This is a genomic window from Desulfopila aestuarii DSM 18488 (assembly GCF_900143695.1).
Taxonomy (GTDB): domain Bacteria; phylum Desulfobacterota; class Desulfobulbia; order Desulfobulbales; family Desulfocapsaceae; genus Desulfopila; species Desulfopila aestuarii.
In genome coordinates, this window is the sequence record NZ_FRFE01000021.1 from 74,026 (window position 1) to 96,775 (window position 22,750).

Below are 22,750 nucleotides of genomic sequence, written 5' to 3' on the forward strand. Positions count from 1 at the left end.
GTCGGTTTGAATGTTTAGCGGTCCAGGACCGGTAAAAAATGTATTTTGGGGTGTAAGGCCATGGCAAATCTCAAGACTGACCAGGCGGTGGGAAGTTATTTTGCCTCTGCCAAACGTGCAGGCAGCGGCGAATTGCAGATCGATATCGATATTGTCAGTAACAACCCAGTGATATCTGGGTTGCTTACCAGTATCGGTGGCTTGATTGCGGTGTTGAACGAAGATCGGCAGATAGTTTCGCTGAACACCTCATTTTTGGAAATGCTGGGTATCCAGGATGGCGCGAAGGTGCTTGGGTTGCGTCCGGGTGAGGCTGTTGACTGTATCCATGCCAACGAGGAACCCGGTGGTTGCGGTACGAGTCGGTACTGTTCGACATGCGGAGCAGCCATAGCTATAGTTACATGTCTTGAAACTGCAGCTGCCGTGGAACGGAAATGTGCTCTTACCGCCTTTAAAAATGGCAAAGAGGTGCAACTGGCTCTCCAGGTGCGGGCAAATCCTATCCGGCTGAATGGCAAAATGTATGTACTGCTCTTTCTTCAGGATATAACACTTCAGGAACAACGGGCCGCTCTGGAACGGACATTCTTTCATGATATCAATAATATGTTGAGCATGATGGTGCAAGCTAGTGAGTTGCTTGTTGATGAAAATCCTTCCACCCTGTCCTCGGCGATTTTCGATGCGTCTCTCCGGCTTTCTAATGAAGTGGCTATGCAGAAATGTCTTTTTGAAGAAGAAGCAAGCTTTTATACGCCCATCTGGCACGATTGCGATGCCGGCCAGATCCTGCAGGAGTTACGTGTCTTCTTCGCAAGCCATAAGGCTGGGAAGGGACGGTTTCTGCAGTTTCCCGACAGCTATCAGCATCTCCGTATAAAAACAGACGGTTCCTCGCTCTTTAGGGTACTGCTGAACATGATCGTCAATGCGCTTGAGGCAACACCGGAAGGCGGGACGGTCAAGGTGTGGGTGGAAGAGCAGGAGGCGCCTGTTTTCTGCGTGTGGAATGATGCGGTTATCCCACAGGAGGTCGCGCTCCGAATATTTCAACGCAGTTTTAGCACCAAGGGTCAGGCCGGGCGGGGGATTGGTACCTACTCCATGAAACTCTTCGGAGAAAAAATTCTTGGTGGCAAGGTCTCCTTTACCTCACGAAGCGGTGAGGGGACAACCTTTCGGTTTATGCATCCCGCAACTGTCGTAAATTCCGAAGATGTTGATAAGCAGGTAGAGCCTGTCCAGTGAATTCTTCAAGGTTTCCACAAGTTGATCAGTAATCAATATGAGAGAAAAGGCGTAGATAATGAGTAAGAAGGTCGAACAAATATTGCAGAAGATTCATTTCGTTGAAAGGGATATCGAGCTGCACAAAAATATTTTGATGTCCATCCCGAAAGATCAGGAAAAAGAGATGGAGCGGGTCATCGGTGAGATTATCAGAATGAAGGAGCGGGTGGCTGAGTTGAAAGGTTCTATCGCTGAGGTCGATCCCGAGGTGCATGCGCAGGTGTTGCGACTTGAGGAAGGCACAAAAAAATTCAAAGATCTTGCTCAGGAGAAAGATTTCCGACAGGTCTACACCCTTGATCAATTGGGTGAATGTGTGATTAATCTGGTGGATGGCTCGCAGATCGAATGTCTGGTAAAAGCACTTGACGCACGCGGCGGCTGGGCAGGATTGACCCATGATGGCGAGGTGGTTGAATACGGACCTGAAGAGGTGATGGAAATGTGACTTCGTCGCGGGGAGCAAACTGAGCAGGCACGAAGCAGTGAAGCGGCTGCATTACCACAAAAAGGTGGTGATGCGGCCGTTATTGTTTGCAGAGGAGGAGGGCTCCCTTCTACAGTCCCATAGCCTTTTCAAGGCTTTGTATCTCTTGCTTTATTCGTTCTTTCTCTTCTACTGAAAGACCCGGTCGCTGTAATGAACGCTGTAGTCCGGCGAGGATCATTTCTTCTCTGTACTCGTTGCATGTGTACCGCGGTTTGTTGTTGTCTGCTGGTGGTGTTGTCATGCGTTCCAGGTTGTGTGAGTGGTGAGGCAATTGGTTGCTGCGAGAAAGCCCATATATTGCTGAGTGCGTCAATCATGAACAGGTCAGGCGCAGTATACCCATAAGATGAGTATGAGATCAAGGGCGAGAACGTACCCAGGTGTGGTGAGGGAGATGTGTTGGTGAGGTTTATCCTGTCTGACGGCTGGGGCCGGAGCTGTGGTTGGGTGGACAGGCGTAATCGTAGTGTGGAGCTACGAGTTCCGGCCCTGGTCATTCCGCCGACAGGATAGGTGTAAATGCAGGTGCAGGAAGTCGGAGTGTGGCTTCTCCGACTTCCTGCGGAGGAGCAGCATGGAACCTTTGCAGTCTCGTGAATTTCATCCAGCTAGCAGGCACGGGTGAGTACAAAAGAGTACCATATTCAGGAGACTGAGCTGTCGGTCACGGCTGCATCCGGCGAGACCGACAGCACCTTAATTCTATCATCTGGCTTTAGCAGATTGCAATTCACGTTCTTCAATCGGCTTGGGATCGATCCAGGGCTTGCCAACCGGAAGCACATCGCGACCGAAAATCTGCAGGTAAATAACATGGGCCATCATGTACCAGGCGTTCAGAGCGCAAAGAATAAGAACATACGCGGCAACCTTGGTCATTGCCGGATAACCGAAATGGGCCAGGTCGAGCAGTATGAAGCCTGCCAGCAGCAGGGTGAAGGTAGAGGCCATGGCGCCATGAATACGCAGAGAAGCGAACCACATGATGACGGTGTAGAGGGTCCAGACGATCAGGAAATAACCGATGTCGGTGCCCGAGGACTTATAGATGTCAAAATGGTTGAGCATGAAAATGATCGCCAATGCAATCCAGAAAGCACCGTATGATACAAATGCGCTGTAGCCGAAGTTGTTGCCGACTTTGAATTCCTGGTAGCCGGCAATCATCTGAGCAAGACCGCCGAAGATAAAACCAAGGGCCACGATCGGTCCAACACCGACAAGACCGAGGTTATGGAACTGAAGGATCAGGGTGGTCAGACCGAAACCAGCCAGACCGACGACTGCGGGATTTCCCATTACAGGTGCTTTTGCGTCTGCCATGCTCATTTCTCCTCTCTTGAATTGGTGGTGGGTATCCGCTTAACAGTAACGGATGTTTGAATGCCGATTGTAAAATACTTAAGCAATTAGAGTGCCATGCATGAGGTACTTTGAAAAATGACGTGGATACAGGGGGAAGGGCAAAAAAGGCATTATCGTAAAAGTACAACCATTGTTGTGGATGCGGGCTGGGGAACGAAAAAATATAGGGGTTTTCAGGTATTAAGCGACATTACAACAAAGGTTGTGATTACAACCTTTGTTGTAGGGGCAACGGATGGTGGGGTCAGAAGGTGTCTTTACTCTTTGAAATTGAATGATCAATCGTTAACAAGGGATCGTGGTTGGTTGCTGGATTGCTTTGTTGTCACTGCTGAAACTGGTAATCTTTTTTTATTCGTCCTCTTTGGAAAGAGACTTCAGTCGTTTGCTCAACGCTTGCTGCGAGATGCCGAGCAACGAGGCGGCAATCGACTGGTTGTTGTTGGCGCGAATCATTGCCTCTTCAATGAGCATGCGGGTGGCCTGTTTGATGCTGGGGAGGGGCTCCTTGGTGGAAAAGGCCATGCCTGAGTCGATCGCACGCGGGGGATGCTTTTCATCGATGCGCCGCATGCGGGCTATATGCTCACGGAAGACTGTGAGGGATAGAATTGTGTTTTTGTGCTGGGCCATGGCGTCGAAAATCATGGCCTGCAGCTCGCGGACATTGCCGGGGAATGGATAGGTCTCGAGCAACGTGATAAGTTCGCCGGGCACCTTTGGGCGGGCCTTGTTCAGGGCCTTGGCGGCGGCTGAAAGAAAATGGTCGACAAGAGGTGGCAGATCCTCTTTTCGTTCGCGGAGCGGCACCACCCTGAGACGATGGGTGCGTAACCGGTAGTGCAGGTCTTCTCTGAATTGGCCGTTTGCCTGCTTTTCCCAGAGATCGACATGGGTCGAGGTGATGATGCGGGCGTTGCTGCGGCGTGAACTGTCACTACCTAGAGGCAGGTATTCGTTTTCCTGAAGAAGGCGTAGAAGCTTGACCTGTGAAGCTGGCGTCAAATCACCGATTTCATCAAGAAAGAGCGTCCCGCCTGCGGCTTTTTCAATAAGGCCAGGACGATCGGAGTCGGCACCGGTGAAAGCACCGCGGGTGTGCCCGAAGAGGGTATCGGAAAAGACGTTGTCGTCAAGGCCTGCGACATTGACACCTACAAAATTCCCGGTTCTGCCGCTGCTTACATGGGTGGCCTGGGCCATCAACTCCTTGCCGGTGCCGGTTTCCCCTTTAATCAGAAGCGGCTGGCCGGTACCAGCAATGGATTCGATATAGGTGAAGAGTGTATAGAGCTTGGGGGATGCTGTAATAATGGCTGCGAAGGCCTCAGGATTTTTTAACTGATACCCCTGTGCTGACTGTTCTCCAGGGAAGAGTTGTGAGGTGGTGCGCAAACCCTTTTTGACGGCGTTCAGCAGCCGTTCTTCTTCAACTGGTTTGACAATATAGTCCGATGCCCCCGATTTCATACAGTCAACTGCTGTTTCTGCATCGATTCTGCCGGTGATGACAATGATGGGAACCCGTGGATGGAAAGCGGTTAGCTCTTCAATGATCGCCTCGCCGTTGACATGGGGCATATTGAGGTCGAGCAGCACGACACTGGGAGTGCACTGTTCGACAAGGGCCATGGCTTTTCGCGAATCAGAACAGGTGATGACATTGTTCATGCCTGCCAATTGCAAAATGGTGTCGATTGAGAGCAGGATCGACTCTTCATCATCAATAACCAGAATAGGGTCCTGGGGGTTGGGTCGGGTCATATCATTCGTCCAATAATTTCATTCATATCGTAGCGCGGCAACCGGACGGTGGCTGTGGTGCCGAGTCCGGGTTCAGATTTAAAGTTGAGCCAACCGCGATGGTTGCGGATAATGGTGTCGGAGATGGAGAGGCCGAGTCCTGTGCCGCTACTGTCGCGTCGGGTGGTAAAAAAGGGATCCTTGACCCGTTCGAGTACATCCGGTGTCATCCCGACACCCTGATCAATAATCTCAAGTAGTACCTCCTCTGACTCTTCCAGATAGCTGGTGGTGACGATGATCGGTTTGCTTGGATTATCTGTGGCCTGGCATGCATTAACCAGCAGGTTGATAATCACCTGACCAAGGCGCTGGCTATTGCCGGGCAGCGTCGGGAGGTTTTCGTCGAGTTCAACCCGTAAATCCGTTGTTGCCTTCTTCAATAAACCTGTAAGCAGTCCTATGGAGGTTTCCACTACCTGGTTGAGATTTACCGCTTCTCGCAATTCGGCAGGATTCTGGCGGGAAAATTCCTTTAGCTCTCCAACGATCCGTTTGACCCTCGATACACCCTCCCGGGTAAAGTGCAGTAGTTTGGGCATCCGTTCCCGTAATTGCGGATAGTCCATGCCGCCTATCTCCAGATGTCCGTTTTCGGCATGATAGCTGTCGAGTATTGGCTGGGCAGTCTGCCAGAAGCGTTCATATACCTGAAAATTCAGCATGACCGAGGATATCGGGTTGTTGATTTCGTGGGCGACGCCGGCTACAAGAGTACCTAGCGCCACCATCTTGTTGGTTTGCATCAATTGTTCCTGGCGCATCCGTGCTTCGATTTCCGCCCTTTTTTTATCGGTGATGTCACGGGCGGTAAGCAGGAATGTGAGGGGACCTCCCTGACCGTCCAGCAGCGCAAAGTTGGCCTCAACCGGCATGATCCGGTTGTCGTCAGCGATAAATTCAGTCTCCAGCATCGACGAATCGCTTGCATCACTGCTGACGGCGTCAATCTTGTTGAAAAAAATCATCTGCTGCTCAGAAGGGAGAATCCTGGTAATGGAGGCGTCAATGATTGTGGCCAGTGGGTAGCCGCAGTTTTTGGTAAAAGCAGTGTTGGCGTAGGTGATGCGCAAATCCTTGTCCAGTACCAGAATCATTTCCCTGGCTGTCTCGGTCAGCAGTCGATAGCGGTTTTCGCTCTTTCTGAGTGAGACCTCCATCTGTCTGCGCCGGTTCTCGACGCTTGCACCCTGCCAAATAATGTAAACTGACAGCATGGCGATGACCAGCAGGATGATAAGGAAAATAAATGTCATGTTTTTGGTAATGGCATTTATCTGGGCATGCACGTCTTCAACATACACGCCGGTACCGATGATCCAGTGCCAGGGGGCAAACTCCTGAACGTAAGAAATTTTTGAGAAAACCCGACTGGGATCATCCTGCCACTGCCAGTGGTAATTGACGTAACCGCCCCCGGTCACCTTGACCGCCTCAAGAAAATCCTGAAAGAGTTTCTGGCCGGCAGGGTCTGTCTCTTCCGTTACATCTTTTCCCTCCAGATCAGGCCGGTACGGGTGCATGATCATGTACGGATGGGTGTCGTTGATCCAGAAATAGTCCTTGCCTTCGGGGCCATAGCGCAGATCCCGCAAATGCTCGGCAGCCTGTTGCTTGGCTTCTTCTACAGTCATGGTTCCGCTTGCTGCTATGTTGGCGTAATGCTTAACTGAGCTGAGGGCTGCTTCACTTAAGGCGTGAATCATCTCCCGTTTCCGTTCCATCAGCTGGCCCTCAATGCGCGGCAGGATGAAGCCGAAAAAGGTAGCAATGAAAAGGAACATTGAAAGTAAGACCGGCAGAATGATTTTGACCGGGATGATCTTCGGGAGTGGTCTTCGTTTGTTTCTGCCGGGTAGCCGCATGCTCAGAACCTTCTGAAAAGGAGGGTGTGTCGTTTCAAGGGATGATAAACTGCTCCCTCATACCACTGTGGAACGGTATTTCACCAGCAGCGTATCTGTTCTTGCTGCTGATGGGAAGAGAGATTTGGCCGCCAGTAGGCAGTGAAACCATTTATGGGATAGGTGGGAAGCGAAATAATCAAAAAAAAGACATAAATACGTAAAGATATTGTCATGCAAGTTGCTAATCGACTTACAGGTTGTTGTGTTGGAAAGATAAGGAATTGTTGGCATTTTTATAAGTATTACTTGTTATAAATTGAAAAATGTAACAACGTTACTTGCATTATTTACTAATTTTTTCATTTCGTCAATGGAAATGCTGTTAAAAAAGGTACATAGGTTGCTGTGTATTTGAATAACATAATTATAGACGTGCAATATCGAGAACGAGTGTGATAAATTGTATATATTGTATGTCGTTGTATATAAAGGAATTAAAATTATTTGACATTGAGGCTGTTTTTTCATTCGTGAAGATATCTGTAACAATGTTAAATAAAGTGCTTGCTGTATCCGCTTCATTGCTGTATACAAGTGGAAGTGGTTAGGGTGGACAGGTGGACTAACATCAGACCAAAAGGGGAGTGATTATGACTAGTTTTGATGCCGTTTTTCAAAGTAGTGTCGACAACCCGGAAGAGTTTTGGGCAGAAGCCGCAAAAGGCATTACCTGGTACAAGTGGTGCGATAAGGTATTGGATTCTTCAAATCCGCCGTTTTACAGATGGTTCCGCGGCGGTAAAATGAACACCTGCTATAATGCTGTTGACCGCCATGTAGAGAATGGGAAAGGGGATCACGTTGCCATTATCTATGATAGTCCTGTAACCAATACAATCAAAAAAATTACCTATAAAGAGCTGCAGCAGCAAGTAGCCAGCTTTGCCGGTGCGCTGGTTGAACTTGGGGTCGGAAAGGGTGATACTGTTATCGTCTATATGCCGATGATAGCCGAAGCCGCTGTGGCCATGCTGGCCTGCGCAAGAATTGGTGCCATTCACTCAGTGGTGTTTGGTGGTTTTGCTGCCCATGAGTTGGCAATCCGTATCGATCACGCCCAGCCGAAGGCTATCATTGCCGCTTCTGGCGCCATTGAGGGCAAAAAAACTCTCGCCTATAAGCCTCTGCTTGATTCAGCTATCGAGCAGTCCACCCATAAAGTGGATAAGGTCATTATGTTCCAGCGCGATATCATCAAAGCCGAGATGCTACCTGGCCGCGATTATGACTGGATGGAAATAGCAGCAAAAGCAAAGCCTGCTGACTGTGTCGTGCTGGACGCTACCGATCCTCTCTATATTCTTTATACTTCCGGAACCACCGGCATGCCGAAAGGCGTTCTGCGTGACAACGGCGGTCATGCCGTGGCCCTGAACTGGACCATGAAAGCGCTTTACGACATTAATCCGGGCGAGGTCTGGTGGGCAGCATCGGATGTTGGCTGGGTTGTCGGTCACTCCTATATCGTCTATGCCCCATTGATTCAGGGTTCTACAACCATCCTCTATGAGGGTAAACCCATCGGTACTCCTGATGCCGGTGCTTTCTGGCGTGTCATTTCTGAGCATAAGGTCAAATGTCTCTTCACTGCTCCCACCGCTTTTCGGGCAATCAAAAAAGAAGACCCGAATGGTTTGCTCTACAAAAAATATGACATGTCCAGCTTTGAGTGCCTCTATCTTGCCGGAGAGCGTACTGATCCCGACACCCTGCACTGGGCCGAGGATCTGTTGAACGTACCTGTCATTGACCACTGGTGGCAGACTGAGACTGGCTGGGCTATTGCCGGTAACTGTCGTGGTATCGAGTTGCTGCCTGTCAAGGAAGGCTCGCCCACCAAGGCTTTGCCTGGCTGGGATGTTCGTATTCTCGACAGTGGCGGCGTAGAAGTTCCTCCGGGTACGGAAGGCAATATTGTCGTCAAGCTGCCGTTGCCTCCTGGCACCCTGGCAACCTTGTGGCGTAACGAGGAGCGTTTCATCAAGTCGTACATGGCCAACTTTCCTGGTTACTATGAGACCAGCGACGGCGGCTATATTGACGAGGATGGCTACATCTACGTCATGGGTCGTATGGATGATGTTATCAACATCGCCGGCCATCGTCTCTCCACGGGCGCCATGGAAGAGATTATCGCTGGTCACCCGGATATCGCAGAGTGTGCGGTGTTTGGTACCAACGACCAGATGAAAGGGCAACTGCCTGTCGGTCTGTTTGTTTTAAAAGCCGGCGTTGACCGTAAAGAGGAAGACATCAAGAAAGAACTGGTACAGATGGTGCGCGATAAGATCGGCCCCATCGCCTGCTTCCGTGATGCTGCCCAGGTCAAGAGGCTGCCGAAAACCCGGTCGGGCAAGATTCTCCGTGGCACCATGCGGTCCATCGCCAATGCCAAGGAATACAACATGCCTTCGACTATCGACGATCCAGTAATCCTTGAGGAGATCACCGAGACCCTGAAGTCCATCGGCTATCCCAAGGTCTAGTACCAATCAAGTGGCTATGTTTCATAGCTGAAATCTCACCTATTACCATAGAAGCAACCGGCTCTTTATGAGCCGGTTGCCTCCCGGAGGGGGTATTTATGAAGATTCATGAATATCAGGCCAAAGAACTGTTCCGTAAATACAACGTCCCGACACCGCAGGGTGGGGTGGCTGACAATGTTGCGCAAGTAGAGAGCATTGCAGCTGATCTCGGACTGCCGGTAGCCGTCAAAGCGCAGATTCATGCCGGTGGCAGGGGCAAAGGTGGAGGAGTTCGCCTGGCCAAAACGGCAGAAGAAGTTACCGCCGCAGCAGGTGATATCCTGGGCATGACACTCGTTACCAAGCAGACCGGCCCAGCCGGCCAGCTGGTCCGGAAAGTGCTTATCGAAAAAGGTGTGAGCATCAAGAAGGAGCTCTATCTTTCGATCATTCCGGATCGCGATACCGCCTCGATCGCTATTGTTGCAAGTCAAGACGGCGGCATGGATATCGAAGAGGTCGCGGCAAAGACACCGGAGCGGATTATCAAAGTGTTCGTCAATCCGCTGGTCGGCATTCAAGCCTATCATCTTCGGGAAGTGATGTTCGGCCTTGGGCTGGAAAAGGACGTGATGAAGCCGTTTGGTCCTGTCCTGAAAAATCTCTATAATCTCTTCGTCGATTATGACTGCTCGATGGTAGAGATCAATCCCCTTATCATCACCTCTGATAATGGTATTATCGCACTCGACGCCAAGGTGGATGTTGACTCGAACGCAATCTATCGACATGCGGATGTCAAAGAAATGCATGACCCCTTCGAGGACGATCCCGCTGAGCTGGAGGCTGCCAAGTTCAATCTCAACTATATCAAACTCGATGGCAATGTCGGGAATATGGTGAATGGTGCAGGTCTCGCCATGGCCACTATGGACATTATCAAGCAGGCTGGAGCAAATCCTGCTAATTTCCTTGATGTCGGTGGCGGTGCCAACGCAGAGCAGGTCGAGAATGGTTTTCGCATCATTCTGAGCGACCCCAACGTGAAAGGTATTCTCATTAATATCTTCGGCGGAATCCTCCGTTGTGACGTTTTGGCTCAGGGTGTGGTTCAGGCGGCACAGAAGGTGAAGCTCAATGTGCCAGTGGTGGTGCGGATGGAAGGCACCAACGTTGACGAAGGCCGCAGAATCCTGGCTGAGTCCGGACTGAATCTGACCAATGCCACAAGTCTGGCGGATGCAGCGCAGAAGGTGGCTGATCTGGTGGCGTAACTGGGAACTTTCCAAAACGCGACAACAGGTCAGGGAAGAGATTAACAGCTGCCTCGTGTGAGACTAAGGTAGGCAGCGTATCACAACACGGTGAAGGTGCGAGATGAGCATTTTTATAAATAGTCAGACGCGAGTACTTGTGCAGGGTATTACCGGCAAGGAAGGGCAGTTCCACACCCGGCAGTGTATAGCCTATGGCACCAACGTGGTGGCGGGTGTTACACCGGGTAAGGGCGGCCAGGTTATGGATGAAGTACCGGTATTCAATACCGTGGCAGATGGTCGCAAAGCGACCGGTGCAAATGCAGCAATGATCTTTGTTCCGCCTCCTTTTGCTGCCGATGCGATTCTTGAGTCGGCGGATGCGGGCATGGAGCTGATTGTCTGCATTACTGAAGGTGTGCCGGTCATGGATATGTTGAAGGTGAAAAACTATCTGGCCCAGACCAACAGCCGGCTTATCGGCCCCAACTGTCCGGGCATTATTACCCCTGGCGAATGTAAGATCGGCATCATGCCCGGTCCAATTCATACTCCTGGTGGACCGGTGGGTGTTGTTTCCCGTTCAGGAACCTTGACCTATGAGGTTGTTCATCAGCTGACCGAGGTTGGGTTAGGACAGACCACGTGTGTCGGTATCGGTGGCGATCCGGTTAATGGTACTGGTTTTATCGATTGTCTCAAGGCTTTCAATGATGATCCTGCCACTGAAGCAGTTGTTATGGTTGGTGAAATCGGCGGATCAGCCGAAGAGGATGCCTCTGCCTGGATCAAGGCCAATATGAAAAAGCCGGTTGTCGGCTTTATTGCCGGTCTCACCGCCCCTCCGGGACGACGGATGGGTCATGCTGGTGCCATTGTCAGTGGCGGCAAGGGCACTGCCGAAGCCAAGATCGAGGCTATGGAAGAAGGCGGCATCTACGTATGCAAAGATCTCGGCCACTTAGGCCGTTTGTGTAAAGAGGTTTTTTCATAAGATTTTGTAGTGTGTAAATATGTCCGGTAGGAGATAAGCAGGAGAGGAGTTGGAGTTGCGGAATTTCAGTGCAAGGAGACAGCATGAATACAAGTGAACGACTCAACCACCTGATGAAGCTCAGGGACGAAGCACACCTCGGTGGTGGTCAGGACAGAATTGATAAACAACATGCCAAGGGAAGCATGACAGCCCGGGAGCGGATCGACATGTTGCTTGATCCCGGCAGTTTTGAAGAATTTGACATGTTCAAGACCCACCGTTGTCGTGATTTCGGCATGGATAGTCAGGTTTTCCCCGGCGACGGTGTAGTTACCGGCTATGGTACGGTCAATGGCCGGGTGGTCTATGTGTTCGCCCAGGACTTTACTGTGCTTGGCGGCTCGTTGTCTGAGACCTTTGCTGAGAAGATCTGTAAGATCATGGATCTGGCAATGAAGAACGGCGCGCCGGTCATCGGTCTGAATGACTCTGGTGGTGCTCGTATCCAGGAGGGTATCGAAAGCCTTGCCGGCTACACCGAGATCTTCCAGCGCAATGTCATGGCTTCTGGGGTTGTGCCGCAGATCTCAGCGATTTTCGGGCCCTGTGCTGGTGGCGCGGTTTACTCCCCGGCACTTACCGATTTTGTCATGATGGTCCAGAATCAGTCCTACATGTTCCTGACCGGACCAAAAGTGGTCAAGTCAGTGACTCACGAGGATGTAACGGTTGAGGAGCTGGGTGGCGCTGCCATGCATGCCAGCAGAAGCGGAGTTTCCGATTATGCTGCGCCATCAGAGGAGGCGGCTATTGAGTATATCAAAGGGCTGCTCTCCTTTATGCCGCAAAATAATATGGACAGCCCGCCGATAATTCCCACAGATGATCCCGGGACCCGGCGCTCCGAGGAGCTGAACGCGATTATTCCAGAGAACCCGAACGCGGCCTACGATATGAAGGAGGTAATTCTTCAGACGGTTGACAATCGTGAGTTCCTGGAGGTGAAAGCGGATTTTGCACCAAATATCATTGTTGGTTTTGCCCGTTACAACGGCATGAGTGTTGGTATTGTCGCCAACCAGCCGGCCCATCTTTCCGGTGTTCTGGATATCGATTCATCGGTAAAAGGTGCCCGTTTTGTCCGTTTCTGTGACTGCTTCAATATTCCGATCGTGACCTTCGTGGATGTTCCTGGCTTTTTGCCAGGTACCGTCCAGGAATACGGTGGTGTAATCAGAAACGGCGCGAAAATTCTCTATGCTTTTGCCGAGGCCACAATTCCCAAGGTCACCGTCATTACACGGAAGGCTTACGGCGGCGCCTACTGCGTCATGTCATCTAAGCATCTGCGTGGCGATATCAACTACGCCTGGCCTACAGCCGAGATCGCGGTCATGGGCGCCAAAGGGGCAGTTGGAGTACTCTATGGACGTCAGGCCAGAGATGAGGCAGATGGCAAGGCGTTTCTGGCAGATAAGGAGAAGGAGTATCAGAATACAGTCGCTAATCCGTATGTTGCTGCCCAGCGTGGTTACATCGACGATATTATCGAGCCGGCGCGGACCCGTGAACGTATTGTCAGGGCCCTTCAACTGTTGCAGAATAAGCGGGATACCAACCCGATGAAGAAACACGGCAACATTCCACTGTAGACATCCATGAACGGGAGAGAATTGTTATGATCAAGGTATTTATCAAACGAAAGGTTGCTGATGATTCCATTATGGAACTCATGGATCTTCTGAAAAAACTTCGCGCACTCACCTTGAGCCAGCCAGGATATGTCTCGGGTGAAACCATGAAGCGCATGGATAAGGAAGGCGAGTGCATGGTCATCTCTACCTGGCGATCAATGGACGATTGGAACACCTGGGTGGCTAACTCAGAGCGCAAAGCCGTGCAGAGTGAGATTGATACCCTGCTGGGCGCGGAGACCACCTACGAGGTCTACAGCTGATCCTCCTGGTCAAAAGTTGAAGTGGCCGCCTTTTTTTTAGGTGGCCATCACGGTAGGCGTGCCTTGAGAACCGTGGGAGTAAACGGGGAGATGCGGCACACCATATTTCAACAAGCCGTAGGAAACGGTGGGTGAACTGATGGCAGACAAGAAAAAGAAGATGGCTGCGGCGCTGGCCGCGGTAAACGCCTATATGCAGCAGGAGCAAGAGGCGGTAGCGCTTCAGGCAGCTGCTGCAGCACCTCCTCCAGCCCCGACTGATTTTGGTATCAGCCAGTGGAGTTTCAGTGGCCGGCAGGAGATGATGGCCATGCGTCGACTGGTGCAGTTGCGGGTGTTTGATCGTTTTCGCTAAGGTGTTCTTTCCGGAGATGGATCATATAGGTGATCCCGGCGTTACGCTCGAAATGTCACCCCGTAAATCCCTTGAACAGCTGCTTTGAAACCGCATGAAGTGCGGACTGCTGAAAAAATGAAGAAAGGGATTTGACGAGGTTTCTTGAAATTTCAATGTATCACGATGAGTCAGAGGAGACGGACCATGAGTGACAAGGTAAAGTTAACCGCAATGAATTACGATGCCGACCGTCCGGCGGCAAAAAATCCCATAAAGATAATGGATCTGTCCCTGCGTGACGGTCATCAGTCCCTGTTTGCCACCCGTGGGCGTACCGAGGATATGATTCCCGTTGCAGAGTTGATGGATGAAGTTGGATTCTGGGCAATCGAAACCTGGGGTGGTGCCACTTTTGACACCATGCATCGCTTCTTGAATGAGGATCCCTGGCAGCGGCTGCGCACTTTAAAGCGTTACATCAAGAAGACTCCATTCTCCATGCTCTTGAGAGCCCAGAACCTGGTGGGCTACCGTAACTACGCCGACGATCTTGCCTATGCTTTTGTCGATCGCGCTGCCGAGAACGGCATGGATGTGTTTCGGACCTTTGATGCATTAAATGACTACCGTAACTTCGAGACAGTCGTTAAGCAGATCAAAAAGAGCGGCAAGCATTTCCAGGGTTGTATCTGCTACACTCTGACCGAACCGCGACTTGGCGGCGAGGTATATAACCTTGACTATTATGTTAACAAGGCCAAGGAACTCGAAGAGATGGGTGCAGATTCCATCTGCTTAAAAGACATGGCTGGTCTGATGGCACCGTATGATGCCTATGAGCTGGTGAAGGAGTTGAAGAAGCAGGTCAAGGCACCTATCCATCTGCACAGTCATTTCACCTCCGGCATGTCGCCTATGACCCACTTAAAGGCTATTGAGGCGGGTGTTGACATTATTGATACCTGTATGACTCCGTACGCCTATCGAACATCCCACGCAGCCGTTGAGCCGCTGGTCATGGCGCTGCTTGGTACCAGTCGTGATACCGGTTTCAATATCAAGAAACTGGCCGAGATCAATGAGATTTTTGAAAAGCAGATCCTGCCGAAATACAAGCATCTGCTTGATGACTCCAAGGTTTCCATCATCGATATCAACGTCCTGTTGCATCAGACCCCGGGCGGTATGCTCTCCAACCTGGTGAACCAGCTGCGCGAGATGGATGCGCTTGACAAGATCGACGAGGTCTACAAGGAACTTCCACGGGTTCGTCGCGAGCTCGGACAGATTCCGCTGGTTACCCCGACCAGCCAGATCGTTGGTGTACAGACTGTCAATAATGTTCTCCACGATACCCCGGATGAACGCTACAAGATGATTACTGGCCAGGTAAAAGACCTCTGTTACGGTCTCTATGGCAAAACCGCAGTACCCATTGATGCCGAACTGCAGAAAAAGGCTTTGAAAGGCTATCCACGTGGTGAAACGCCGATCACCAGCCGTCCGGCTGAGGTTCTCGAGCCAGAACTAGAGAAGGCTAAGGCAGAGATCGGTGATCTGGCCAAGGATATTGATGACCAGATCCTTTTCGCCATCTTCCCTGTTACCGGTCGGAAGTTCCTCGAATGGAAATACGGGGTCTCTGAGGCTCCCGATTCGGTTAAACCAATCACTATGGAGCAGGTGAAAAAGCGTGATGCACTGGTGAAAAAAGCCCTGGCCGGCAAATTGGTGGAGAAGCCGGAGAATGCCCCGGAGAAAACCGAAGCGGTCAGAACATTTAATGTCTTTATCGATAATGAATACTTCACCGTCGATGTTGATCCGATCGGTGGAGCTCCTATTATTGCTGCACCTCAGGTTGCTGCAGCAGCACCAGCCAGGCCTGCACCTGCTGTAAAAGCAGCCGCACCTGCCGCTCCTGCTCCTGCACCGGAAGAGCCGGTTGCTCCTGTAAACGGTGCGCTGTTAGTGGCACCGATGCCAGGTATGGTTGTTCGCTTTGAAAAGAAAGCGGGCGATAAGGTGAAGAAGGGTGATACCATCCTGATTCTGGAAGCGATGAAGATGGAGAACGCCCTCGTTTCCCCATGTGATGGCAGCATCAATGCCGTCAACTTCAAAGTTGGCGACAGTGTGGTGAAAGGTGCGACACTTGCCGTAATTGGTTAGACCCAAGATTGCCAAACAGCCATTACGGTGCAATATTAAAGACGGAGAGGGGCGCAACTACGGTGCCCCATCCGTCTTTTTTTTTCAACACTTTAAAGGGTGAGCTTCATGATAATTCGGGAACTCAATGGCCATACACCACAATTTGGCAAAGACTGTTTTCTCGCGGAAAATGCGACCATTGTTGGAGATGTGGTGATGGGGGATAACTGTTCAATCTGGTATAACGCAGTCGTCCGCGGTGATGTCCACTACATTCGCATGGGCAACAAGGTAAACGTGCAGGATGGAGCGGTGATCCATTGTACCTACCAGAAATCGCCGACCAATATTGGCAACAATGTCTCCATTGCCCACAATGCCATTGTTCATGGTTGTACCGTGAAAGACAATGTGTTGATCGGTATGGGCGCTATCGTCATGGATGACTGTGTGGTTGAGAGCAACACTATAATTGCCGCTGGGGCGGTGGTCACCAAGGGCACCCATGTGGAGTCCGGCTCTATCTATGCTGGTGTTCCTGCCAAAAAGGTCAAGGATATTAGCGAGGAGATGATCTCAGGAGAGATCGAACGGATTGCCAATAGCTATATCAAGTATGCAGGGTGGTATAAGGAGTGAAGTGCAAGGCGTATGGGGTGAAGCGCGGGCGTGACCTTGGTGGCGGTATGGTGGCCTGAAGATCACGCCCTTATCTAGGGGGCTATTTGGTGAAGACTTCGTTACCCTTGCCATCGGCATAGGAAGAGAAGTGGCTACCGTCTGCTCGCTGGACCATGCCGCGCACGTACTCGCCTTCGGCGTTGAACAGAACGATACCGCTGTTACCATTTTTGAACCCTATTCCGGCTCGTTCAACCTCGTTGCCATCCATGACGACCAAGCCATAACCGTCCTTGCCACCACCAAAGGCGAGGACCTTTTTATTTTCCTCGTTTGTCATGGCAATGCTGGGGATGCCCTGGTCCATACCAAAACCAAGCCGCGGTGTGCCGTCATTGTCCGCCACCAGCATGCCACTGCCTTTTTCATCAGCGGTAAGGCCTAGGCCTAGAATGCGCTTGCCTTCCTTGTTGTAAATTCGTATGCCTGTTCCCATGTCTTTATGGCTTCCGATGGTCATGAGTTCTTTGCCGGAAGTATCTATGATGGTGATCGTTCCGGCGGTTATGTTGCGAAAGTGACCGTCTTTCATACCGACTTTTGCACCCATGACCATCAGCAGCACAAGGCTTCCGGCAAGTAGAAACATGGCGCGTTTGAGGCGCTTGTTCTGCAGTTCTATTTTTTCCATACGCTCACGAAGTTGGGTGAACTCAGGGTGTGTGGATTTCATGCGCGATTCTCCTGGGAATTATTGGAAGTATGAGTAGGTAAATCATCCGAAATTATTAATTATTATGCCTGGCATCATTGATCAGGGCCCCGCCAAGGGCACCAACTCCAGCACCTATCAAGGTTGCCGAAGTGCTGCCGCCGATCAGCTGACCGGCTATCGCGCCGCCAGCTGCACCATAAGCAGCGCCTTTCTGGGTTGGAGTCATGTCCGCGCATCCGCTCAGAGCAACAGGTGCCATAAGACACAGCATCAGAATAAGAAAACGTTTTTTCATAATATTTGCCTCCTGAATTGGTTGATAAGCCTATGCGGCTGATACGTATGGGAATTCTGTGATCTCGCTGGATACCTGGAGATCAATTTGGATGAATGCGAACCTGATCCCCCAAAAGGTCAGGTTTATACTAAGCCTATCGTAGAGTTGATGCCAACGCAAATGGATATTTCATTTGCTGAAAAAGAGCACAATTTTTTGTTCCGTTTTCATCTTCTCAGCTAAAAATGATGCTCCACTAGTGAGGAGATGATGTCGGTGGTTTGTCTGCAATCCCCTTGCGGTTAAGGTATGCATAGCCTTAATCGCAAGGGAATAATTCTGATTCGCTTTCAGCTTTTGCGGAAGTGGATGAGCGCGGAGCCGGTTTCGACCGCATCACCAGGTTGGACATTCACTGTTTCAATCACCCCATCGTTCGGTGCGGAGACGGCACTTTCCATTTTCATCGATTCGAGAATGATCAATTCCTGGCCGCGATAAACCCGTTCTCCTGCCTTGACCCTTACATCCACCACCAGGCCGGGCATTGGACAGTCGAGGATATTGTCGCGCTTCTTTGTCGCTGGTGGCGGCATGAACTGGGCTACTTCCCATTCTCTTGGATTATATATTTCAAAGTTACGACAAACACCGTTATGAGCCGCCTCGATAAAATTGCCGTTATATTTCAAGCGGAAGTAGCTGCTTTCGTCGTTAATCGTCAGTTTTAAGCGGCGGCGATAATATTCGAGCGGTGGGGTGAGGACTGTGTAGGATCTGTCTTCTATCTCGATTCGCCATTGCAGTTTGCCATCATTGTTTTCCAGGAGGATCGGAAAGATGTCGGTATCGCTTTTGGCAACATAAGAAAACTGCCGTTTTTCAGGAGAAGAGACGCCAACTGTTGATTTCAAGGGCAGCAGGGATTGCTGCACCAGGGTTTCCCGCAAGTGGTAGATAAGTGTAGTGGCCAACGCCATGTAATGGAGGGTTTCGCGTGAGGGCGGCGGGCCCCCGTCCTCTGCCGGGAGATAGGTGGGAATGAAGGCAGTGGAGATCTCACCACTGATAAAGACCGGATGGGTGAGCACCTGATTGGCAAAATCGATATTGGTTGAAACTCCTTCGATATGGTAACCATTCAGGGCTTGGACCATACGTTTTCTGGCTTCTTCCCGGTTGCTTCCCCAGGTAATGACTTTGGCCAGCATCGGATCGTAAAAGACACTGATGGTGCTGCCGGCCTCCACTCCTGAGTCGACCCGAACATGCTGGCCGCGCGGTTCGGCATAACGGGTAATAAGACCAACTGACGGCACAAATCCACGACGTGCGTCCTCGGCGCAGACCCGTACTTCGATGGCCCAGCCCTTGAGAGTGATATCCTTTTGGGTAAAAGGCAGTGGCTCACCGGCGGCAACTTTCAGTTGCAGTTCAACAAGATCAAGTCCGTTGACCAGCTCGGTTACAGGATGCTCAACCTGCAGCCTGGTGTTCATTTCAAGAAAATAGAAGGATCCATCTTCATCGAGGATGAATTCAACGGTGCCCGCATTCACATATCCGGCGGTCCTTGCGAGTTCACAGGCGAGGCTGCCCATTTTTTCCCTGAGTTCGGGTGAGAGGGCGCAGGAGGGCGATTCTTCAACAATCTTTTGATAACGTCGCTGGATCGAGCACTCACGTTCGCCAAGGTGGACCACATTGCCATGCTGGTCGGCAATGAGTTGAATTTCTATATGACGTGGCTTGGTGATATAGCGCTCAACAAAGATCCGTTCGTCGCCAAATGATTTTCGTGTTTCCTGCTGGCAAAGCTGCAGCGCTGAGGCCATCTCTTCTTTTCTCTCGACAATGCGCATACCCTTGCCACCACCGCCCGCAGCAGGTTTCAAGAGGATGGGAAAGCCAACGGTTGCGGTTGCCGCAAGTGCTTCATCAAGCGAAACTACCGGTTCGCTATAGCCGGGAACCGTCGGGACGTTTGCAGCTATTGCCAGCTTCTTCGCGGCAATCTTATCGCCCATGGCGCTGATCACACTCGGCGGCGGTCCGATAAAGACGAGACCAGCTGCTGACACTTTCTCGGCAAACAGCGGGTTCTCAGAGAGAAAACCATACCCCGGATGGATTGCCTCGCAGCCGGTGCTCAGCGCGGCCTCAATGATCCTTTCAATGACAAGATAGGATTCGCCGGGTCGAGCTGTGCCCACCAGCACCGCTTCGTCGGCCAATAGAACATGCTGGGAACGGAAATCCGGTTCAGAATAGACGGCGACGGTAGTAATACCCATGGCCCGGCAGCTGCGGATGACCCGGACCGCGATTTCACCTCGGTTCGCAATGAGAATTTTCGTAAACATGGGTCACCTCACAGGGGAATGTTGCCGTGTTTTCGGTCGGGACGTCCCGGCTTCTTACTTTCCAGAAACTGCAGCGTCCGGATGAGCCGGTGTCTGGTTGTTCGTGGAAAGATGACGTCGTCTATATAGCCACGCTTCGCGGCAACAAAGGGATTCATGAAACGAGTACGGTAGGAATCCATTTTTTCGTTCAATTTGGCTTCCGGATCGTCGGCTTTGTCGATCTCCCTGCGGTAGATGACCTCGCTTGCGCCCCGCGCACCCATGACCGCGATCTCGGCAGTGGGCCAGGCGTAGTTGATGTCGCAATGGATATGTTTGGAGTTCATTACCACGTAGGCGCCGCCGTAGGCTTTACGCACAATGACAGTAATGCGCGGAACAGTCGCTTCGGTAAAGGCATAGAGCAACTTTGCCCCGTGGCGGATGATACCGCCGTGCTCCTGTTCCGGACCTGGCATAAAACCCGGAACATCCACCAGGCAGACCAGTGGGATATTAAAGGCATCGCAGAAGCGGACAAAGCGGGCTGCTTTGAAAGAGGCGTTGTTATCAAGTGCTCCGGCCAGCACCGCCGGCTGATTGGCCACAAGACCGATGGTCTGGCCGCCGAGACGGCCAAGGCCGCAGATGATGTTTCCGGCAAAATGAGGTTGAACTTCCAGAAACTCCGCGCCATCCAGAATGGAATAAATGAGGACATTCATGTCGTAGCTCTGGTTGGGATTGGGCGGTACCAGATAGTCGAGGGTGAGATCGGTGCGTTCGGGTGGATCGTTGAGATCGAGGATTGGTGCCTTCTGTTTGTTGTTCGATGGTAGATAGTTGATCAATTGCCGAACTGCCCGCAGGCACAGGATGTCGTTGGGGTAAACAAACTGAGCGACACCGCTTTTGCTTGCGTGGACCTCGGCACCGCCAAGTTCCTCTGAAGTGATGTCCTTGTGAATGACAGTCTTGACTACGTTTGGTCCGGTCACGAACATGTGGGACGTCTGGTCAACCATGAAGACAAAATCAGTCATTGAGGGACTGTACACTGCACCGCCGGCACAGGGGCCCATGATACATGAAATCTGGGGAATGACGCCGCTGGCGTGAACATTTCTGTGAAAGATCTCTCCATACGCTGCCAGGGCATCGACACCTTCCTGGATACGGGCGCCACCTGAGTCGTTCAACCCGATGATTGGGGAGCCGACTTGCTGGGCCAGGTCCATAACCTTGCAGATCTTCTGGGAGTGGCCTTCACCGAGTGATCCGCCGACCACCGTAAAGTCCTGACTGAACACAAAGACTTCACGACCGTTGATCTTGCCGTGACCGGTGATGACTCCGTCGCCGGGATGGCTTTCATAGCTGCCGACACCTTCACCACGTCCAACCTTGAGAATATCGATCTCTTCAAAAGACCCTTCATCGAGAAGCAGGTGAAGACGTTCCCTTGCAGTGAGCTTTCCACGTTGATGCTGAATATCGATGCGCTTGGTGCCTCCTCCAGCGAAGGCATTTTCTCGAAGTTCGTGGAGTTCCAGGATATTGCTGTGCATGATCTCGACCATGTTGCTCTCCTTATCATGAATACATCTGTGGGTGTTGTCAGAATATAACTGGACTGTATGATTTGCAGTCCGGCGGCAAGGCTGGAAATGCTGACATGGTTTGGCCAGTCGCAAGAGCTGTTATGAAGACAGACTCCTTTGTTGTGTAAGGCTATCCCTCAGATATCATTTTGGCAAGTGATTCATTCTGTGAAGGTGGTGAAAAGATAAAAACGGATTGAGAGATAAAAAGAGTAGGGTGGAAGAGAACAGGTTGTTTTTAAAAAGCAGTGTTATTATAGATGGCCAGGCTTGGGTATGACCACTTGGTCGTGACACAATTGAGGTACTGGGTTTACTTGTCCTCTCGGTATTATTTGTAGAAATCGCAATATGACCAGACCTTCATATCAAGGAAGGTTAGATCTAAGCTGACTGTAGTGCAAATAAATGAAAATATGAGATTTGCAGTAAGAACATCAGGTTGGCTTGCTTTTGCTCTCTTGATGGGTGTTCTTTGGTAATCTCTTCCTTACAGTTGCTCAATTTTGTTGCAATTATAAGTTGTTGGACGATCCCGACATATCAGGAAGTATTAACCTGGCTACTCAGTCTACCAGTTAATATTGACAACACGAATATTAAATTTCCGGATACACGATAGTGAAATATCAACCACGATACCTAACGTCCTTGCCGAACTTCTCCGCAACAATAATCAGGAAGCATCTCTTGATGAGATAGCGTAAATTTCTAGAATCTCCATATAAAGTTGACTGCCAGGAAGTGTATTACATTCGTTCCATAATCACCTTTGAGGTCACCCTGAAGCGGTCCGCCATCGAGATCGATATCAGCACTTCCAGCATCTAGATACTCATAGGCAGCACCAACGGTTATCTCCGAGTTATAGTCAAATCTGGTGTTTGAAGAATCATTCTTAGATATTGACCACCCTGGTCAGCTCACCTTCTTTTACTGGTTCAACCCTCTCGCCATCCTTGAATCTCACCCCTCGAATGACCTCAGCAAGTAGCTTGAATCCCCTTAGCCGACGCCATTTCTTCTGGGCGCTCTGGCCGAGTTTGTAAACCATCGACAAGATAGTATGTCTTGCGACACATCCCCTTGTTTTTGCTGTCCGAAGTCGTACAGTGGCAAACGTTGACTCGATAGGGTTTGATGTACGAATATGTTGCCAATGGGCGGCAGGGAAATCATAAAACG

General features: G+C 50.8%; 18 protein-coding genes and 1 pseudogene. 10 read left to right on the plus strand and 9 right to left on the minus strand.

Going from position 1 to position 22,750, the window contains the following annotated elements; genetic code table 11:
• Positions 1–60 precede the first annotated feature (60 nt).
• Both BUF15_RS18360 and BUF15_RS18365 read left to right on the plus strand, forming a co-directional pair.
• Complete coding sequence (locus tag BUF15_RS18360; RefSeq protein WP_073615171.1) at positions 61–1,251, plus strand: ATP-binding protein; 1,191 nt, start codon at positions 61–63, stop codon at positions 1,249–1,251.
• A gap of 58 nt (positions 1,252–1,309) precedes the next feature.
• Positions 1,310–1,741 carry a hypothetical protein gene (locus BUF15_RS18365; protein WP_073615172.1) on the plus strand — a complete coding sequence of 144 codons (432 nt, stop codon included), beginning with the start codon at positions 1,310–1,312 and terminating at the stop codon, positions 1,739–1,741.
• 109 nt (positions 1,742–1,850) lie between these two features.
• Here BUF15_RS18365 and BUF15_RS27465 read toward each other — a convergent pair whose 3' ends face one another.
• The 4 genes from BUF15_RS27465 to BUF15_RS18380 all read right to left on the minus strand — a co-directional run bounded on the left by BUF15_RS27465 (position 1,851) and on the right by BUF15_RS18380 (position 6,816).
• Positions 1,851–2,024, minus strand: a complete 174-nt coding sequence (locus BUF15_RS27465; RefSeq protein ID WP_200802413.1) for a hypothetical protein — start codon at positions 2,022–2,024, stop codon at positions 1,851–1,853.
• Between the two features lie 464 nt (positions 2,025–2,488).
• Complete coding sequence (locus tag BUF15_RS18370) at positions 2,489–3,106, minus strand: acetate uptake transporter (RefSeq protein WP_073615173.1); 618 nt, start codon at positions 3,104–3,106, stop codon at positions 2,489–2,491.
• Between the two features lie 393 nt (positions 3,107–3,499).
• On the minus strand, positions 3,500–4,912 hold the full coding sequence (locus BUF15_RS18375; RefSeq protein ID WP_073615174.1) for a sigma-54-dependent transcriptional regulator: 1,413 nt from the start codon (positions 4,910–4,912) through the stop codon (positions 3,500–3,502).
• On the minus strand, positions 4,909–6,816 hold the full coding sequence (locus BUF15_RS18380) for a cache domain-containing protein (protein WP_073615175.1): 1,908 nt from the start codon (positions 6,814–6,816) through the stop codon (positions 4,909–4,911). The genes BUF15_RS18375 and BUF15_RS18380 overlap by 4 nt, the downstream gene beginning before the upstream one ends.
• Positions 6,817–7,448: 632 nt before the next feature.
• Here BUF15_RS18380 and BUF15_RS18385 point away from each other — a divergent pair.
• From BUF15_RS18385 to BUF15_RS18420, 8 genes are all read left to right on the plus strand, one after another.
• Positions 7,449–9,344, plus strand: a complete 1,896-nt coding sequence (locus BUF15_RS18385) for a propionyl-CoA synthetase (RefSeq protein WP_073615176.1) — start codon at positions 7,449–7,451, stop codon at positions 9,342–9,344.
• Positions 9,345–9,442: 98 nt separating this feature from the next.
• A complete protein-coding gene (sucC, locus tag BUF15_RS18390; protein WP_073615177.1) occupies positions 9,443–10,600 on the plus strand; it encodes an ADP-forming succinate--CoA ligase subunit beta in 1,158 nt (385 codons plus the stop codon).
• 103 nt (positions 10,601–10,703) lie between these two features.
• A complete protein-coding gene (sucD, locus tag BUF15_RS18395) occupies positions 10,704–11,576 on the plus strand; it encodes a succinate--CoA ligase subunit alpha (protein WP_073615178.1) in 873 nt (290 codons plus the stop codon).
• Positions 11,577–11,659: 83 nt separating this feature from the next.
• Complete coding sequence (locus BUF15_RS18400) at positions 11,660–13,210, plus strand: acyl-CoA carboxylase subunit beta (RefSeq protein ID WP_073615179.1); 1,551 nt, start codon at positions 11,660–11,662, stop codon at positions 13,208–13,210.
• Between the two features lie 26 nt (positions 13,211–13,236).
• Positions 13,237–13,515 carry an antibiotic biosynthesis monooxygenase family protein gene (locus BUF15_RS18405; protein WP_073615180.1) on the plus strand — a complete coding sequence of 93 codons (279 nt, stop codon included), beginning with the start codon at positions 13,237–13,239 and terminating at the stop codon, positions 13,513–13,515.
• 139 nt (positions 13,516–13,654) lie between these two features.
• Positions 13,655–13,870 (plus strand): hypothetical protein, encoded by a 216-nt coding sequence (locus tag BUF15_RS18410; RefSeq protein ID WP_073615191.1) that lies wholly within the window; start codon positions 13,655–13,657, stop codon positions 13,868–13,870.
• Positions 13,871–14,056: 186 nt separating this feature from the next.
• Entirely contained in the window at positions 14,057–16,024 is a 1,968-nt protein-coding gene (locus BUF15_RS18415; RefSeq protein ID WP_073615181.1) for a pyruvate carboxylase subunit B, read from the plus strand.
• A 108-nt stretch (positions 16,025–16,132) separates the two neighbouring features.
• A complete protein-coding gene (locus tag BUF15_RS18420; protein WP_073615182.1) occupies positions 16,133–16,645 on the plus strand; it encodes a gamma carbonic anhydrase family protein in 513 nt (170 codons plus the stop codon).
• An 82-nt stretch (positions 16,646–16,727) separates the two neighbouring features.
• Here the strand turns inward: BUF15_RS18420 and BUF15_RS18425 are convergent, their stop codons facing one another.
• The 5 genes and pseudogenes from BUF15_RS18425 to BUF15_RS18445 all read right to left on the minus strand — a co-directional run.
• Positions 16,728–17,360 carry a hypothetical protein gene (locus BUF15_RS18425; RefSeq protein WP_073615183.1) on the minus strand — a complete coding sequence of 211 codons (633 nt, stop codon included), beginning with the start codon at positions 17,358–17,360 and terminating at the stop codon, positions 16,728–16,730.
• A gap of 55 nt (positions 17,361–17,415) precedes the next feature.
• Positions 17,416–17,637, minus strand: coding sequence for a YMGG-like glycine zipper-containing protein (locus BUF15_RS18430; RefSeq protein ID WP_073615184.1), 222 nt, complete (start codon positions 17,635–17,637; stop codon positions 17,416–17,418).
• Between the two features lie 332 nt (positions 17,638–17,969).
• Positions 17,970–19,982, minus strand: a complete 2,013-nt coding sequence (locus tag BUF15_RS18435) for an acetyl/propionyl/methylcrotonyl-CoA carboxylase subunit alpha (protein ID WP_073615185.1) — start codon at positions 19,980–19,982, stop codon at positions 17,970–17,972.
• A gap of 8 nt (positions 19,983–19,990) precedes the next feature.
• Positions 19,991–21,532, minus strand: coding sequence for an acyl-CoA carboxylase subunit beta (locus tag BUF15_RS18440; RefSeq protein WP_073615192.1), 1,542 nt, complete (start codon positions 21,530–21,532; stop codon positions 19,991–19,993).
• Between the two features lie 931 nt (positions 21,533–22,463).
• Positions 22,464–22,750: pseudogene (locus BUF15_RS18445) on the minus strand (IS256 family transposase); the annotation flags it as partial.